Genomic DNA, 17,431 nt, shown 5'->3' with positions numbered 1-17,431 from the left:
ATGTGGCAGTCCTTTGTTGTTTAAGGAGGAGTTATGGCAGGCAAAAATGTAGACGATAAGCTTAGATGTTCATTTTGTAATAAAACGCAGAATCAGGTTAAAAAACTTATTGCAGGTCCAAACGGAGCATATATATGCGATGAATGTGTTGGCATATGCAGCGAGATTCTTGATGAGGAATTTCTTGATGATGATAAGATGGACGAATCAGATGCCGGTCTTGATATAAATCTTTTAAAACCTAAGGAAATTAAAGAATTTCTTGATGATTATGTAATTGGACAGGATGATGCAAAAAAAGTTCTTTCAGTTGCAGTTTATAACCACTACAAACGTATTTTGTCAGGAAAAGATCTGGATGTTGAACTTCAGAAGAGTAATATTCTTATGCTTGGACCTACAGGTTCAGGTAAAACTTTTCTTGCACAGAATCTTGCAAGGCTTCTCAATGTTCCATTTGCAATTGCAGATGCAACAACACTTACAGAAGCTGGTTACGTAGGTGAAGACGTTGAGAATATTCTTTTGAAAATAATACAGGCGGCTGATTATGATATAGATAAGGCCCAATATGGTATTATTTATATAGATGAAATAGATAAAATAACTAAAAAGTCTGAAAATGTTTCAATAACAAGAGATGTTTCGGGTGAAGGTGTACAGCAGGCACTCTTAAAGATTCTTGAGGGTACAGTTGCTTCAGTTCCGCCTCAGGGGGGAAGAAAGCATCCTCAGCAGGAGCTTATTCCTATAGATACTACAAATATATTGTTTATCTGTGGTGGTGCATTTGACGGACTTGAAAAAATTATTGAATCAAGAATGGACAAGAGCTCAATCGGATTCAATGCAGAGATAAAAGAGAAGACAGATGCGGATGTAGGAGAGATGTTTCATAAAGTTCTCCCTCAGGATTTAATTAAGTTTGGTCTTATACCTGAGTTTGTAGGTCGTGTACCGGTTGTTGTTGCACTTGACTCGCTTGATGAGGAGGCACTTGTAAGAATTCTTCGTGAGCCAAAGAATGCTATTATCAGGCAGTATCAGGCATTGTTCTCGCTTGATGAAGTAGAACTTGAATTTACTGAAGATGCAGTGCGTGAAGTGGCAAAGAAGAGTTTTGAGAGAAAGACAGGAGCAAGAGGACTCCGCTCAATACTTGAATCTGTTATGAATGAAGTTATGTTTGAAATCCCTTCTGATGATACAATTTCAAAATGTATTATTACAAAGGAAGCTGTAGATGGAACAGGAAAGCCTGTTATCGAATATAGAACTGAGCAGGTAAATAAAGCACAATAATATGGAGAGTTGTTGGATTATGAAAAAGATGGTATTACCAACAATTGCATTAAGAGGTATGACCGTGTTACCGGACATGGTCATACATTTTGATATAAACAGGAAAAAATCAATTCATGCTGTAGAAAAAGCCATGCAGACGAATGAAACAATCTTTCTTCTCACACAGAAAGATATAGATACTGCAAATCCTGTGCAGGATGATTTATATTCTGTAGGAACTGTTGCGAAGGTTAAAGAGCTGATAAAACTTCCAAAGGGCATTGTAAGAGTTCTTGTGGCAGGTAAGTATAAAGGAATGGTTAATACAGTTAGTGAATCTGATGGAATGCTTATATCTGATATAGTTACTGACAGAGACTGGTTTTTAGCACCTGATAATCTGACACAAATAGCTATGATAAGATCACTTAATGAGCTTATATGCAGATATGCAGCAGTTAACCAGAGATTCAGCAAAGATATTTTAAAAGAATGGCTTATTGCCAAAAATCTTCAGGAAAAAGTCAAAAAAATTCTTGCGGATTATCCGGTTGATTATACTGTAAAACAGAAGTTCCTTGAGATGAGTGATGTTAATGAAATTTATGAACAACTTGCAAGGATGTTTATTGAGGATATCAATATTTTTGACATAAAAAAAGAACTCGAAGATGGCATAAAAGAAAAAGTAGAGAAAAACCAGAAAGAATATTATCTTAGAGAACAGCTCAAATATATTAACGAGGAGCTTGACGGTACAGATGGCTCATCTGAAATAGATGAGTATATGGAAAAACTTGAGAGTCTTAATGCAGCTGATGAAATAAAAGAGCAGATTGAAAAAGAAATACGGCGTTATAAAGTGCTTTCACAGGGTTCGTCAGAAGCAAATGTTGAACGCGGCTATATAGAAACGCTTCTTTCACTTCCATGGGAAAACAGTTCTCAGGACAGCGATGATATAGAAAATGCGGCAAAAATTCTTGATGAAAATCATTATGGAATGAAAAAAGTTAAAGAGAGAATACTTGAGACGCTTGCAGTGAGAAAAGTATCAAATAATGCTGATGCACCGATAATCTGTCTTGTAGGACCTCCGGGAACAGGAAAGACAAGTATTGCACGTTCGGTTGCACAGTCACTTAATAAAGAATATGTACGTATATGTCTTGGCGGTGTAAAAGATGAAGCAGAAATCCGTGGACACAGAAGAACATACGTCGGTGCAATGCCTGGTAGAATCATTGACGGTCTTAGAAAAGCAAAAGTTAAAAATCCTCTCATGCTTCTTGATGAGATAGATAAAGTAAGTAATGACTATCGTTCTGATACATCATCGGCACTTCTTGAAGTACTTGATGGAGAGCAGAATTCGCATTTTGTTGATCATTATATTGATATGCCTGTAGATTTGTCGGAGATTCTTTTTATTGCTACAGCGAATGATTTGTCAGATGTGTCAAGACCTCTTCTTGACCGCATGGAAATTATAGAAGTAAGCAGTTATACAAAAAATGAAAAACTGCATATTGCAAAAGAACATCTTGTGGCAAAACAGTTAAAAAAGAATGGACTTACAAAGAAGTCAGTCCGATTTACCGATAAGGCACTTGCAAAAATAATAGATGGCTATACAATGGAGGCCGGTGTAAGAGAGCTTGAGAGAATGATAGCTGCTGTTCTTAGAAAAGTTGTAAGAAAGAATTACACGGTTGATGGCGTAAATATTGAAAAGCAGATAGTCATTACAGATAAAAATCTCAGTGAATATCTTGGAAAAGTTAAGTTCATTAAGGAAAAGGCATCAAGAAAAAATGAGGTTGGCATTGTACGTGGACTTGCATGGACAGCAGCTGGCGGTGATACTCTTGAAATAGAAGTAAATGTTCTTGGTGGTAAGCCTGAACTTATTCTTACAGGAAATATGGGAGATGTAATGCGGGAATCTGCACAGATAGCACTCTCATATGTCCGCTCTGTTGTAAGAAAAAACCAGATTTTTGAAGAGAATGCAATACATATACATATACCTGAAGGTGCAGTTCCCAAAGATGGACCATCAGCCGGAATAACAATGGCGACAGCCATTTATTCCGCAGTTACAGGAAAGCCTGTAGATGCCTCAACAGCAATGACAGGAGAAGTTACATTAAGAGGCAGAGTAATGCCTATAGGCGGTCTTAAAGAAAAACTGCTTGCAGCAAAGACAGCCGGATTAAAGAGAGTGTTAGTGCCGTTGGAAAATAAATCTGATGTAGAAGAGCTTGAAGAAGAAATTGTACAGGGACTTGAGATTGTATATGTAAGCGATATGAAAGAAGTCCTTAAACTTGCCATTGTAAAATAGGAGAAAACTATGGTTATTAAAAAAGTAAATCTTGATATTGTAATTGGTGTTACAAGTCAGGTGCCGGAAACAGACTTACCGGAAGTTGCATTTGCAGGCAAATCTAATGTAGGTAAATCATCACTTATAAATGCCCTGATGAACAGAAAGTCATATGCAAGGACATCATCACAGCCTGGAAAGACACAGACAATTAACTATTATAATATTAATGATGCAATGCTTCTTGTTGATTTGCCGGGTTACGGATATGCTAATGTAAGCCAGTCCGTAAAGGAAAAATGGGGCAAGATGGTAGAGAAATATCTGAAGAAATCAAGTCAGTTAAAACAGGTCTTTCTTCTTATTGATATAAGACATGACCCATCTGCAAATGATAAGATGATGTATGACTGGATAGTTTCTAATGGATATCATCCTGTCATAGTTGCAACAAAACTTGATAAAATAAAAAGAAGCCAGCATGCCAAACAGATTAAAGCTGTAAGGACAGGGCTGGGTCTTTCTGCTGATGATATTCTTATCCCTGTTTCATCACAGACAAAACAGGGAATCCCTGAATTATGGGACGTTATAGAACAATTTATATAATTACATAAGTTTATTCATTACAAAATCATATATATCCTGGCTGGCGTCACGCCATCTGGCACACATTGCGTCAGCCTGTGATTCGAGAGGAACGGCAACATTTAATTCTATAAGATTAGTGTTGCCTTCTTTTACCTGGCAGTGAACAATAAAATCACCGTTTGTCGATTTATAATAATCAGAAGTTGTTCCCACTTCACATTTTAAATCATATTTATTATCTTTGAGATATTTGTCAATATCATCACGTATAGCTTGAGAAATTTTATTATAGAAAAAAGAAATTGTATCAATTCCTTCTTTAGTAAGCTTATATTGCGTGCTGCTTCTGTATGTGAGAATCTGCACAAAACCGTCGCTTGCAAGTGAACTTAATACTTCCTGAAGCGTAAAATAATTGGTATATTGTCTGTCTAACATAAAATCAGCAATCTGGCTGTTGGACAGAGGAAAATTAACTTTATCTAACATATATAAAACCATCAGTTTATAGAGGGTTGTTGCATCCGTACTCATTCGTAGTTCCGTCCTTGAATAATATTGTTGTTTGTAAAATATTGCATCAAACTGTTATGGACACGCTTTTTATCGGCACTCCATAAAGGTGCAATGAGAATTTTTTTTGGACCGTCTCCTGTAAGACGGTGTATAACCATATCGGGTGGCAGGAGTTCAATGATTCTTCCGATAAGCCTGATATAATTGTCCATAGTCATAGTTTCAAACAGGTGATTGTTATAATCATCAGCCAGATCAGTTCCTTTAAGGACATGAAGCAGCTGCAGTTTTATTCCCCAGGCACCGCTGTTTGCGATAAAACGTGCGGTATCAAGCATCATTTCATCACTTTCGCCCGGAAGACCAAGTATCATGTGGACAATTACTTTTATATCTGAATTGTTAAGGCGTTTAACGGCATCGGTAAAAATGTCAAGTTCATAGCCACGCCTTATGTAATCAGAAGTTTTTTTGTGGATGGTCTGTAATCCGAGTTCAATCCATACAGGTTTAATTTTATTGAGTTCGTCAAGCAGAGTTATAACACTGTCGTCAAGGCAATCGGGTCTTGTTGCGATTGACAGTATCTTAACATCAGGATTATTAATAACAGGCATAAACAAATTTCTTAAATAGCTGACATCTGCATATGTATTGGTATAGGACTGGAAGTATGCAATAAAATTATTTCCTGTATATTTATTTGATATAAGTTTTTTTGCATCGTCAACATTAGTGCATGCAAAATCACCGGAACCTCCGGCACTGCAAAAAATACATCCCCTTGTGTCAATAAGCCCGTCACGGTTGGGACAATTCATCCCACCGTTCAGGGCCAGTTTATACATTTTGACACCATAAGTGCCTTTTAAATATTCATTTACCGAGTAGAAATGTGGAAGCATAATTATTTAATAAGAGCCTTTATAGCCTGGCTTACAACGTCAGCAACGCGTGGGTCGAAAGCTTCCGGAAGAATATTTGTGTCACTGAGTTCATCATCAGGAACAAGATTTGCGATGGCAAGAGCTGCAGCAAGTTTCATTTCTTCTGTAATCTGTGTTGCACGTCCTTCAAGAGCACCCTTGAATATGCCAGGGAAAGCAATAACATTATTTACCTGGTTAGGGAAATCAGAACGACCTGTACCGACAACCTTTGCACCTGCGGCTTTTGCAACATCTGGCATGATTTCAGGAACCGGGTTAGCCATTGCAAAAAGAATGGAGTCTTTGTTCATTGATGAAACCATTTCTGCTGTAACGATGTTAGGTGCAGAAACACCTACAAAGATATCAGCACCTTTAAGTGCATCAGCAAGTGAACCGTGTTTTTGTTCAAGATTAGTAACATTCATCATAGATTCCTGCATCCAGTTAAGTCCTTCGCTGTTTTTTGCAAGAATGCCTGACTTATCACACATTGTAACATTTTTAAAACCATATGTAAGAAGGAGCTTTGTTATGGCAATGCCGGCAGAACCTGCACCATTTACAACAACACGACATTCTTCTTTAGTTTTTCCTGTAACCTTTAAACCATTGATAATACCTGCAAGCACTACAATAGCTGTTCCATGCTGGTCGTCATGGAAAACAGGAATGTCGAGGAGTTCCTTTAATCTTTCTTCAATTTCAAAGCATCTTGGTGCAGAAATATCTTCAAGGTTAATACCGCCAAATGCAGGAGCAATGTTTACTACAGTTTTGATGATTTCTTCTGTGTCCTGTGTGTCAAGACAGATAGGAACAGCATTGACGCCACCAAAAGACTTAAAAAGAACAGCCTTGCCTTCCATAACAGGCATAGCTGCATGTGCACCGATATTTCCAAGTCCGAGAACGGCACTTCCGTCAGAAACTACAGCGATAGTGTTGGCTTTTATAGTATACTTGTATGCGGCTTCCTTGTCTTTCGCAATAACCTTGCAAGGTTCAGCAACGCCGGGTGTATATGCGAGAGCGAGATCCTCTCTTGTTGAAATATCCATCTTTGGAGTGGTTTCAAACTTTCCATTCCATTTTTCATGTAAAGCAAGTGCTTTTTCTGCATTTGTCATGGTCGAGTCCATCCTTTCAAAAAAACATATTTAATTAATAATAACACATTACAGTGTTAGCGGCAAGGATTGAAATTATAACAAAATGTTTGAAATAATTTTAAAATAGTGTATAATAAATATATGTTAATTCTAAATTCTTGGATGAATCAAGATTCTTATCCGCAATTTGTATACATTTGTTATCTGCGGTATAATTCCAGAACATTAATTAAAAAAATAGGAGTGAATAATTTATGAGAGAAAAATTACAGACATTGCCACTTACTGTTTTACGAGAGTTTGCAAAGGACAAACATATTAAAAATATTACTGTAATGAGAAAAGCAGACCTTATTGAGGCGATTATCAAGGCAGATGAGGAAGAAAAGGCAGCTAAGGACGAACAGGAAAAAACAGTTAAGGCAGAACCGGAACAGCCAATAAAAAACGTGCAGCCTGTAAAAAATGAACATGAGCATGCTAATATAAATCATAATGACGGATATGTGCCAAGAAACAGACAGAACGTAAATAATGATAATGTTCAGGACAGACCTGAAAAACAGGAGATGGCAGATGGTATTCTCGAAGTTATGCAGGAGGGATATGGATTTATAAGATGTGAGAATTTCCTTCCGGGAGACAATGATGTGTATGTGTCACCATCACAGATAAGAAGGTTTAATTTAAAAACAGGTGATATCATAAGAGGACCTAAAAAAGCAAAAACACAGGGGGAAAAGTTCTCTGCACTTGTTTATCTTGAATCAGTCAATGATGAGGAGCCTGCAAAAGCGGCAAAAAGACCTTCATTTGAAAGTCTTACACCTATATTTCCAAATGAGAGAATTCATCTTGAAAAAAACAGCAATACAGTTGCAATGAGAATGGTAGATTTAATTTCTCCAATCGGTAAAGGCCAGCGAGGAATGATTGTTTCACAGCCAAAATCAGGTAAGACAACTCTTTTAAAGCAGATAGCCAATGCCATAACAAAAAATAATCCTGAGATGCATCTTATAATACTTCTTATTGATGAACGTCCTGAGGAAGTAACTGATATAAAGGAATCAATAGTAGGTGATAATGTTGAGGTTATTTATTCAACATTTGACGAACTTCCGGAGAGACATAAAAGAGTATCCGAGATGGTTATAGAGCGTGCAAAAAGACTTGTTGAACATAAGAAAGATGTTATAATTCTTCTTGACAGTATCACAAGACTTGCAAGAGCTTATAATCTCACTGTCCAGGCAAGCGGACGTACATTATCCGGTGGCCTTGACCCTGCAGCACTGCATATGCCAAAAAGATTTTTTGGTGCTGCAAGAAATATGCGTGAAGGAGGAAGCCTTACAATACTTGCAACTGCACTTGTTGAGACAGGAAGCAAGATGGATGATGTTGTATTTGAGGAATTCAAAGGAACAGGTAATATGGAACTTGTGCTTGACAGAAAGCTTTCTGAAAAGAGAGTATTTCCTGCAATTGATATTGCAAAATCAGGAACCAGAAGAGAAGACCTTCTTTTAGACCCTCAGGAACTCCAGGCAGTTGATATAATGAGAAAGGCACTTAATTCGCTTAAAAACGATGATGCGGCAGAAAGAATTCTTGAATTGTTTGTAAAGACAAAAAATAATAAAGAGCTTGTTGAGACAGTGTGCAAGAACAGATATATCTGATGTATACTGTAAAAATATAAAAAGGTTTTAAAATATTGTTATAATTTTGAAAAAACACTTGCATTGGTATAACCGGTATGTTACAATATCAAAGCTGCTTATCAAAGACAAAGAAACACTTTGTGAGTTTAAGTCTTGCAATTATAATAAAGATTATATAAAGAGGTGAAAATCATGAGAGAAGGAATCCATCCAGCATATTATCAGGCAAAGGTTGTCTGCAACTGTGGAAATGAATTTGTTACAGGTTCAACAAAGGAAGAAATCCATGTTGAAATTTGTTCAAAGTGCCATCCTTTTTATACAGGACAGCAGAAGGCAACTTCAGCACGTGGACGTATTGATAAGTTCAACAAGAAATACGGCGTACAGAACAATTAATTTTAGCTATTTACAAAGGTTGAGGCTGTATGCCTCAGCCTTTTTTGTTATGGAGAGAATATATGAAGACTTCCGGTATTGGTGGCCAGGCTGTTATTGAAGGAATAATGATGCGTAATAAAGATAAATACGCAATAGCAGTGAGAAAGCCTGACAATGAAATTGAGCTTTCTGTAAGAGAGAGCAGACTTTTAACTGAAAAATACAAATGGCTTAATTTTCCTGTTATCAGGGGTGTATTTAACTTTGTTGATTCACTTGTAACAGGAGTTTCTACAATTACATATTCAGCATCATTTTATGATGATCCGGCAGAACAGAAAAAGACAAAGGCTGATGAAATAGGAAAAGCCATTTTTAAAGATAAACTTGAATCAGTGCTTATGGCAGTTACAATTATTATATCTGTAGCATTGGCAGTAGGTCTTTTTATGGTTGTTCCTTATTTTGTATCAAGGCTTCTTGCCGGAGTTGTTACATCACAGTTCCTGCTTAACTTTTTGGAGGGTATTGTGAGAGTGGTTATTTTTCTTTTGTATCTTGTTGCAATTTCGCATATGAATGATATAAAAAGAACATTTATGTATCATGGGGCAGAACACAAATGCATTAACTGTATAGAGCATGGTGCTCCGCTTACTGTTGATAATGTTATGAACAGTTCAAGACTGCATAAAAGATGCGGAACAAGTTTTATGTTTCTTGTAATGTTTATAAGTATTATATTTTTTATTTTCATCCGTGTAGATAATACGATATTACAGCTTGTTATACGACTTCTTCTTATTCCTGTGATTGCAGGTGTATCTTATGAGGTATTAAGATGGGCAGGAAGAAGTGATAATGCATTCATTAATGTAATAAGCAAGCCGGGTTTATGGATGCAGAAACTTACAACAAGAGAGCCTGACCGTGATATGGCAGAAGTTGCAATTGCAGCGGTTGAAGCTGTCTTTGACTGGAGAGCATTTCTTGATGAATATTATGCAGATTTAGAGAGCGAAGAAGCAAGAAATGAAGCTGTAAAGGCATCTGAACAGGCTCTTGCTGATGAAGCAGCAGCAAGAGGATATAATAAAATTAAAGAACAGGTTGAACTTAATGCAACTTCAGCAGACTCAGAAACAAGAAAGATTAAGCCGTCAGAGCAGACAGAAGCTGTAGCAAAGGCAGCAGCACAGGTATCATCTGATGAAGGAATAAAAATAGAAGAACCTGAAATTCCATCTGAGGTGTCATCTGTAAATGTGTCTGATGCAGGCATTAATGGATCAGAAGATGGTATAGAGTTAGAAGACGATATAGAATCAGAAGACGGCGAGCAGATTGAGGATGATACACAGACAGAAGACAGTCTGCCTGATGAAGATGTGCAGGATACAGAAGAAGATGAACTTGGTGGAATAGAGATTGAGGAGCCTCAGGAAAGTGGCGAAGAAATAGAAAATGCTGATGATGTTCCGATATTTAAGAAAAGAGATTCAGAATGACCAACAAAGAAGCAATAGACAGTGCAGCTGTCAGGTTAAATCTTAATAATATTGAAAATTCACTTTATGACAGCAAACAGATGTTTATGGAAGCTTCCGGCATGAGCACAACGGATTATCTTATGCATATGACTGATGATATAAGTAACGAAGTTCATGAAAAATTTGAGAACATGGTTCAAAGAAGATGCAGCCATGAGCCGCTTCAGCATATATTGGGAAAGGCATATTTTTATGGACACGAATTTATTGTAAATAAAAATGTGCTTGTTCCCAGACCCGATACAGAAATTCTTGTTGAAGAATCATTAAAAAGGCTTAAAGGTGTCAATAATGCACATGTGCTTGATATGTGCACAGGTTCAGGATGCATTATAATAAGCATATTCCTGTCATGTATGGCAGACAGGGCTGTAGCTGTTGATTATTCGGAAAAGGCACTTTCGGTGGCAAAACAGAATGCATCATTAAATAATGCTGATATAGAATTTATTTACAGTGATTTGTTTGAAAATGTAAGTGATGATGAGATATTTGATATGATAGTGTCAAATCCACCTTATATTGAGACTGATGAGATTGAGACATTATCAGATGAAGTGCGTCTTTTTGACCCAATGATGGCACTGGACGGCGATAAAGATGGTTTGAAATTTTACAGAAATATTACTGAACAGGCTGCCGGATATCTTAAACGTGGTGGATGGCTCATGTATGAGATTGGATGCTCTCAGGCAGTGGCAGTAAGCGAAATTATGCACAAAAATGGGTTTGCAGAAGTGACGGTCATTAAAGATTTGTCCGGACTTGACCGTGTTGTGTGTGGAAAACTGATGTAATATAGAAATGGAGAGATAATATATGGAAATGTTTGATAAACTAGAAGATATAGTAAACAGATATGAAGATATTACAGCTGAATTAAGCAATCCTGATGTTGTTAATGATCAGGACAGATTCAGAAAGCTTATGAAAGAACAGAATAATATTCTTCCGATTGTTACTGCATTTACTGAATACAAGGACTGTAAGAAAAATATTGAGGACAGTCTTGCAATGCTTAGTGAAGAGAGCGATGAGGAACTTCTTGAACTTGCAAAAGAAGAGCTCAATGAATCAAAAAAACGAGTTGAAGAACTTGAAAATGAATTAAAGATATTACTTCTTCCTAAAGACCCTAATGATGATAAAGATATTATTGTTGAAATCCGTGCCGGTGCGGGCGGAGACGAAGCAGCATTGTTTGCAGCTGAACTTTTCAGAATGTATACACACTATGTTGAGTCGAGAGGCTGGAAAATTGAAGTGGTCAATGCTGATGAAACAGGAATTGGCGGCATGAAGGAAGTAGAATTCATGGTTAAAGGACAGGGTGCATATTCTGTTATGAAATATGAGAGTGGTGTTCACAGAGTGCAGAGAGTTCCTGAGACTGAATCAGGCGGACGTATCCATACATCGACAGCATCAGTCGCTGTTATGCCTGAAGCAGAAGAAGTTGATATAAAGATTGATGAAAAAGATATACGTATTGATGTAATGCGTGCATCAGGAAATGGTGGACAGTGTGTCAATACAACAGACTCAGCGGTTCGTCTTACTCATTATCCTACAGGAATTGTTATTTATTCACAGACTGAAAAATCACAGATTCAGAACAAGGAAAAAGCTTTTGCATTACTGCGTGCAAAATTATATGATATGGAATGTCAGAAAGCACATGATGCTGAAGCTGATGCAAGAAGAAGCCAGATTGGTACAGGTGACCGTTCTGAGAAAATCAGAACATACAATTTCCCACAGGGACGTGTTACAGACCACAGAATCGGTCTTACATTATACAAACTCGATAAAATTATGGATGGCGACATTCAGGAGATTATCGATGCATGTATTATAGCAGACCAGAATGCAAAGCTTGCAAAGATGAATGAGAATTAATAATAATAAAATTGAGAAGGACTTGTTTTTGTGGCAGGTCCTTTTTTATATAAAAATAAACGATTGAAAAAGTATATAAATATGATATAATATAATTTACAATTATGAATGTGAGGTAGCGATGTATGGATAATTTAAATAATATAGTTTCACAGCCAAAGCTTCTTTTATTTGATGTGAATATTTTTAAGGCGGATAATATTAAAAAAGTGTGTGAAAGTCTTGGCATAAGTGTAATTTGTGTGGATAGATGCGATTATGCCCAAAAACTTGGTGCAATTGCAGGAATTGTAGGCTTTGGAATGGTAAACATAATATATCTTGGAAGAGGTCTTTCAGACGAGATGATGGTATTTTCTGGAATAGATTCTGAGCTTCTTGATAAATTCCTTTCTGAATACAAGAAAAATGGTATTGAGCCTATTAATTATAAAGCGGTTTTAACAGTGAATAATATTTTCTGGACTCCAGAAGAGTTATTTGCTGAGCTTAAAAAAGAACACAGAAAGTTTTCAGGAAGATAATACGGACAGGGTTCTGGTTATAAAATAAAAAGAGAAAATATAGAAAAGAGGATAAGAAAATGGGAATGAATCCAGCAGCGATAATGAAATTAATGAGTGCGAAAAATAAATTTACTTCAAATCACCCAAAGTTTTCTGCATTTTTAAATGCAGTGTTTTCAAGAGGAATTGAAGAGGGAACAATTATAGAAATAACAGTTCAAAGACCGGGAGAACAGCCGCTTACATCAAATATAAAAGTGCAGCAGAGTGACATCGAACTGCTTGAAAGTTTAAAACAGATGGGAAATTAGTTATGTATACAAAGAATGATTTAAAAAATCAGCTTAAAAATATGGGACTTACAGGCAATGAGACAATTCTTATTCATTCGTCAATGAGGTCAATTGGCGATGTACAAGACCGGGCGGAAGGCGTACTTGATGTATTGATTGATTATTTTAAAAATGGATTGTTGCTTTTTCCTACACATACATGGAAAACAGTAAACAGTGAAAATCCTGTATATAATCCGTATGAAACGCCGTCGTGCGTTGGAATTCTTACGAATTTATTTATGAAAAGAGATGACGTAGTACGTTCACTTCATCCAACTCACAGCATGGCAGGAATCGGAAAAGATGCAGCTTTGTACCTTGTAGGCGAAGAAAACTGTAATACACCTTGCACACCTGGTGGATGCTATGACAGATTAAGGCAGCGTAATGCAAAAATACTGCTTGTCGGTGTAGGACATGAAAGAAATACTTTTATTCACAGTGTTGAAGAAGTTTTAAATATTCCTAACAGACTTGCAGACAAACCGATGGAGCTTTATATTGTAATGCCGGATGGCAGTAAGAAAAAAGTATATGTAAGAAAACATTTTAATCCGGATCAGCCACATATATCTGAGGATTTTGTAAAATTAAATCAGGCTTACATCGACTGCAATGCGGCAAAAGAAGTGAAATTCGGTGATGCAGATTGTATTTTGTGTGATGCAGCAAAGATATTTGAAGTAACAAGACATGTTCTTGCACCGAATCCTGAATGTATAATTACAGAGCAGTTTATAGATACGAGCAGATGGGAGGATTTTGTTTGAAAAAGGGAAGAATATCGGCTTTACTGCCTATATTAGTTTTTTTGGTGTTATATCTGGGGCTTGGTATAACATTTGAATATATAATGAAAATCCCTATGGGATTCTATAATGTTCCTATTATAGTTGCATTTCTTGCATCAATCTTTGTTGCAAGTATACAGAACAGAGCTGTGTCTTTTGACGAAAAACTTGAGATTATGGCTGGCGGACTGGCAGATAAAAATATTATCACGATGCTTCTTATATTTCTTACAGCAGGAGTATTTGTCGGAGTTGTAGGAAGAAGCAGTGCTGAGAGTGTTGCATATTTTATGCTTTCGATTATACCGGCACGATTTTCAGTTGTAGTGCTTTTTATAGTTGCATGTTTTGTATCTACAGCTATGGGAACGAGCGTAGGGACAATCACGCTTATTACGCCTATTGCGGCAGCAGTTTCTTCAGCGTCAGGATTCGGGCTTCCGTTATGTGTTGCATCTGTTATGGGAGGTGCAATGTTTGGTGACAATCTTTCATTTATATCTGATACTACGATTGCTGCATGCAACGGACAAGGCTGCAGGATGAAAGATAAATTCAGGGAAAATTTCCTGATAGCATTTCCGGCAGCAGCTGTAACGCTTGTTATTATTCTTATTATGTCATTTAATACAGAAATTAACGGACTAGTGTATAATGATTATAATCTTGTTCAGATAATACCTTATCTACTTGTACTTATCGGAGGTATAGCAGGATTTAATGTTTTTCTTGTTCTTATAACAGGTATTGTTTCAGGAATGGTTATTATGACATTCACCGGACAGATAACGGCCATAGGACTTATAACTAATATTGGTTCGGGAGTATCGGGAATGTTTGAGACATGCATGGTTGCTGTGCTCGTATCGGCGATGTGTGCCCTGATAAGAGAATACGGCGGTTTTGATGCACTTTTGTATGGAATAAAAAAAGTATTTAAAGGTAAAAAAGCCGGACAGCTTGGAATGGGACTTCTTGTGGGAACTATGGACATTGCAACTGCCAATAATACGGTTGCGATTGTCATGGCGAATCCTATAGCCAAGGAAATGGCAGAAAATTATGGAATAACACCGAGAAAGACGGCGTCACTGCTTGATACTTTTTCATGTATATTCCAGGGAATTATACCATATGGTGCACAGATGCTTGTTGCAATATCGGCAGTATCGGAGCTTGGATACAGTATATCGGCATTTCAGATATTGCCAAAGCTTTTTTATCCGATGATGCTTATGTTAAGTTCAATAATCTGGATATTTTTAATTCCTGAAAAACGAGTTGGTAAGGAGAAATAATAATGATACGTCTTGCAAAGACTGAAGATTTGAATAATATAACAGATGTTTATTCATATGCCAGAAAATTTATGGCTGAAAACGGAAATCCGACACAGTGGGGAACAAACTATCCTTCCGAACAGCTGATTGAAAATGACATAAACAATAAGAAAATGTATGTAATTGAAGAGGAAAATCAAATTCATGCGGTATTTATGTTTGACATCTGTGAGGATGAGACATACGAGGTGATAAAAAACGGGCAGTGGCTCTCGGATGAGGAGTACGGTGTCATACACAGGGTTGCAAGCGACGGAAAAATCAAAGGAGTATTAAATAAAGCTGTTGATTTCTGTTCAGCAAAAAAAGCACATCTTCGCATTGATACGCATAAAGATAATAAAATAATGCAACATCAGATTGAAAAAAACGGATTTAAAAAATGCGGTATTATTAAGCTTATAAATGGTGACGAGAGAATCGCATACGAGAAGATATAAGTTCACAGGCATTATAAAATAAATATATTACAGACAATTTTTCTGTATTCCATGCTATTAATCGCTAGAAAATGCAATTCTATTGCAGTATTATTATAAATAATAGATATGGAAATTTTGTTTTATAAAAGGAGCAAAAGATGTCAGGTACACAAAAAAGTAAGATTGATATGACAACAGGTCATATAATGAAAAATATTATACTGTTTGCGATACCAATTATTATTGGAAATGTTTTGCAGCAGTTATATACTACGGTTGATGCAATTGTAATAGGTAAATACTGTGGCGATACATCTTTGGCTGCTGTAGGAACAAGTTCACAGCCGGTTGAAGTATTATTATGTGTTTTTTTAGGAATAGGAACAGGTGTGTCTATTCTTATTTCACAATATACCGGGGCTAAGGAATCGGAAAAGGTTGTTTCAGTATGTGGAACTTCAATAACATTTATATATATTATAGGTATTCCGATTGGAATTCTTGGATGGTTTGCAGCACCGTATATTCTGGAATTTATGAAAGTGCCGCAGGATGTGTGGAATGCTGCATTAATCTACACAAGGGTTGTATTCTTAGGTACACTTGGTAATCTGGGTTATAATATGAATGCCGGAATTTTAAGAGGACTTGGAGACAGTAAGGCTTCGTTATGGTTTCTGGTTGTGTCATGTGTTTCTAATGTAGTATTTGATTTATTGTTTGTTGCAGGGGTTGGAATGGATGTAGCCGGAGCTGCACTTTCTACAAGTATTGCCATGTTTATTTCATGGATTGTAAGTATTGTTTATATAAGAAAGAAGTTTCCGGAGATACAGTTTACATTTTTGCCGAGAAGATTCTCTGGTACAATGATGAAAGATATTCTGGCTATTGGTTTGCCTGTTGGACTTAACAATTCGCTTTATTCATTAGGGCATGTTGCATTACAGACATTTAATAATTCACAGGGTGCTATATTTATGGCCGGAGGTGCAGTAGCAGGAAGAATCACGGGATGCTCTAACATAGCAATTACAGGATTGTCTTCGGCAGCCACTACATTTTCAGGACAGAATTATGGTGCGAAGAAATATGCAAGAATTAAAGAGGGACACTGGAGGATTCCATTGTGTTCAGGTCTGATTACATTAGGTTTTGGATTGTTTTTTATAATGATACATAAACCTATAATCCGTTTCTTTTCATCAGATGAAATGGTATTGATGTATGCGAGCAGACATGTAGTTGTCATGTTGCTTTCACAGTGGTTTTTTGCTATTTTTAACTGTATAATATCTATTGTAAACGGAACTGGAAAGGTGCGTTATACTACAATTGTTAACATTCTTATGCTTTGGGCAGTCAGAATTCCAAGTGCCTATATTATTAACAGATATTTTGATGGAACATGGGTAATGTTGTGTTTCCCAATATCTTTCAGCTTTGGAATGTTTGCAATGATAGGTTATTATCTGTTCTCGCCGGCATGGAAGGAAGTTATGAGAATGGCGGAAAAAAATTCATAATGCAAGTATAATATAAGGGGCTGCCGCACTAACGATTTGAAATTTCATTTCATTAGTGTGACAGCCCTTTTAATATAACAAAAAGTTATTTCAGAATAATTACTGAAGGAAGGTAAAAAAGTATTTCATAAAGCTGTCATGTAAAATTTTGTAAAAATAAAATTAAAATGTGTTACATTTTGCGGGTGTGGATTGTATTTATTATGAAAGGAAAATGATATAATAAATTACATTTCAATGAATATATGGAGCA

General features: G+C 36.5%; 17 protein-coding genes. 14 read left to right on the top strand and 3 right to left on the bottom strand.

Features of this window, described 5'->3' with window-relative positions:
- Positions 1 to 33: 33 nt before the first annotated feature.
- From clpX to yihA, 3 genes are read left to right on the top strand one after another with little or no spacing between them, the layout of a single operon-like run.
- Complete coding sequence (gene clpX, locus H8S01_RS04450) at positions 34 to 1,302, top strand: ATP-dependent Clp protease ATP-binding subunit ClpX (RefSeq protein ID WP_021867186.1); 1,269 nt, start codon at positions 34 to 36, stop codon at positions 1,300 to 1,302.
- Between the two features lie 19 nt (positions 1,303 to 1,321).
- Entirely contained in the window at positions 1,322 to 3,631 is a 2,310-nt protein-coding gene (lon, locus tag H8S01_RS04445) for an endopeptidase La (protein WP_186836311.1), read from the top strand.
- Positions 3,632 to 3,640: 9 nt separating this feature from the next.
- Complete coding sequence (gene yihA / locus H8S01_RS04440) at positions 3,641 to 4,222, top strand: ribosome biogenesis GTP-binding protein YihA/YsxC (protein WP_021867188.1); 582 nt, start codon at positions 3,641 to 3,643, stop codon at positions 4,220 to 4,222.
- Here yihA and H8S01_RS04435 read toward each other — a convergent pair whose 3' ends face one another.
- From H8S01_RS04435 to H8S01_RS04425, 3 genes are read right to left on the bottom strand one after another with little or no spacing between them, the layout of a single operon-like run.
- Positions 4,223 to 4,738: a DUF4364 family protein gene (locus tag H8S01_RS04435; protein ID WP_021867189.1), complete on the bottom strand. Its 516-nt coding sequence runs from the start codon at positions 4,736 to 4,738 to the stop codon at positions 4,223 to 4,225.
- A complete protein-coding gene (locus H8S01_RS04430; RefSeq protein ID WP_021867190.1) occupies positions 4,735 to 5,625 on the bottom strand; it encodes a TIGR01212 family radical SAM protein in 891 nt (296 codons plus the stop codon). The genes H8S01_RS04435 and H8S01_RS04430 overlap by 4 nt, the downstream gene beginning before the upstream one ends.
- A gap of 2 nt (positions 5,626 to 5,627) precedes the next feature.
- Complete coding sequence (locus tag H8S01_RS04425; RefSeq protein WP_186836310.1) at positions 5,628 to 6,779, bottom strand: NAD(P)-dependent malic enzyme; 1,152 nt, start codon at positions 6,777 to 6,779, stop codon at positions 5,628 to 5,630.
- A gap of 236 nt (positions 6,780 to 7,015) precedes the next feature.
- Here H8S01_RS04425 and rho point away from each other — a divergent pair, with 236 nt between their 5' ends.
- The 11 genes from rho (at position 7,016) to H8S01_RS04370 (ending at position 17,178) form a co-directional block, all read left to right on the top strand.
- The gene (rho, locus tag H8S01_RS04420) at positions 7,016 to 8,446 is read left to right on the top strand and encodes a transcription termination factor Rho (RefSeq protein ID WP_021867192.1); all 1,431 of its coding nucleotides are present in this window, start codon (positions 7,016 to 7,018) and stop codon (positions 8,444 to 8,446) included.
- 174 nt (positions 8,447 to 8,620) lie between these two features.
- Positions 8,621 to 8,827, top strand: coding sequence for a 50S ribosomal protein L31 (gene rpmE, locus H8S01_RS04415; protein ID WP_021867193.1), 207 nt, complete (start codon positions 8,621 to 8,623; stop codon positions 8,825 to 8,827).
- Positions 8,828 to 8,889: 62 nt separating this feature from the next.
- The gene (locus tag H8S01_RS04410; RefSeq protein WP_186836309.1) at positions 8,890 to 10,317 is read left to right on the top strand and encodes a DUF1385 domain-containing protein; all 1,428 of its coding nucleotides are present in this window, start codon (positions 8,890 to 8,892) and stop codon (positions 10,315 to 10,317) included.
- Entirely contained in the window at positions 10,314 to 11,156 is an 843-nt protein-coding gene (gene prmC / locus H8S01_RS04405) for a peptide chain release factor N(5)-glutamine methyltransferase (protein WP_186836308.1), read from the top strand. Before H8S01_RS04410 ends, prmC begins: the two co-directional genes overlap by 4 nt.
- A 28-nt stretch (positions 11,157 to 11,184) precedes the next feature.
- Entirely contained in the window at positions 11,185 to 12,258 is a 1,074-nt protein-coding gene (prfA, locus tag H8S01_RS04400) for a peptide chain release factor 1 (protein ID WP_186836350.1), read from the top strand.
- 125 nt (positions 12,259 to 12,383) lie between these two features.
- Positions 12,384 to 12,782, top strand: a complete 399-nt coding sequence (locus H8S01_RS04395; RefSeq protein ID WP_186836307.1) for a DUF3783 domain-containing protein — start codon at positions 12,384 to 12,386, stop codon at positions 12,780 to 12,782.
- A 65-nt stretch (positions 12,783 to 12,847) separates the two neighbouring features.
- Positions 12,848 to 13,075 carry a hypothetical protein gene (locus H8S01_RS04390; protein ID WP_243204208.1) on the top strand — a complete coding sequence of 76 codons (228 nt, stop codon included), beginning with the start codon at positions 12,848 to 12,850 and terminating at the stop codon, positions 13,073 to 13,075.
- Between the two features lie 2 nt (positions 13,076 to 13,077).
- Entirely contained in the window at positions 13,078 to 13,869 is a 792-nt protein-coding gene (locus tag H8S01_RS04385; protein ID WP_186836306.1) for an AAC(3) family N-acetyltransferase, read from the top strand.
- On the top strand, positions 13,851 to 15,188 hold the full coding sequence (locus H8S01_RS04380) for a Na+/H+ antiporter NhaC family protein (RefSeq protein ID WP_186836348.1): 1,338 nt from the start codon (positions 13,851 to 13,853) through the stop codon (positions 15,186 to 15,188). The genes H8S01_RS04385 and H8S01_RS04380 overlap by 19 nt, the downstream gene beginning before the upstream one ends.
- 2 nt (positions 15,189 to 15,190) lie before the next feature.
- The gene (locus H8S01_RS04375) at positions 15,191 to 15,670 is read left to right on the top strand and encodes an N-acetyltransferase (protein ID WP_186836305.1); all 480 of its coding nucleotides are present in this window, start codon (positions 15,191 to 15,193) and stop codon (positions 15,668 to 15,670) included.
- 140 nt (positions 15,671 to 15,810) lie between these two features.
- Positions 15,811 to 17,178, top strand: coding sequence for an MATE family efflux transporter (locus tag H8S01_RS04370; protein ID WP_186836304.1), 1,368 nt, complete (start codon positions 15,811 to 15,813; stop codon positions 17,176 to 17,178).
- Positions 17,179 to 17,431: the final 253 nt, after the last annotated feature.

It is taken from the genome of Lachnospira hominis (ex Liu et al. 2021), assembly GCF_014287955.1.
GTDB classification, from domain to species: domain Bacteria; phylum Bacillota; class Clostridia; order Lachnospirales; family Lachnospiraceae; genus Lachnospira; species Lachnospira hominis.
The sequence above is the reverse complement of the archived record's forward strand: the minus strand, read 5'-3'. Positions and strand labels throughout refer to the sequence as shown.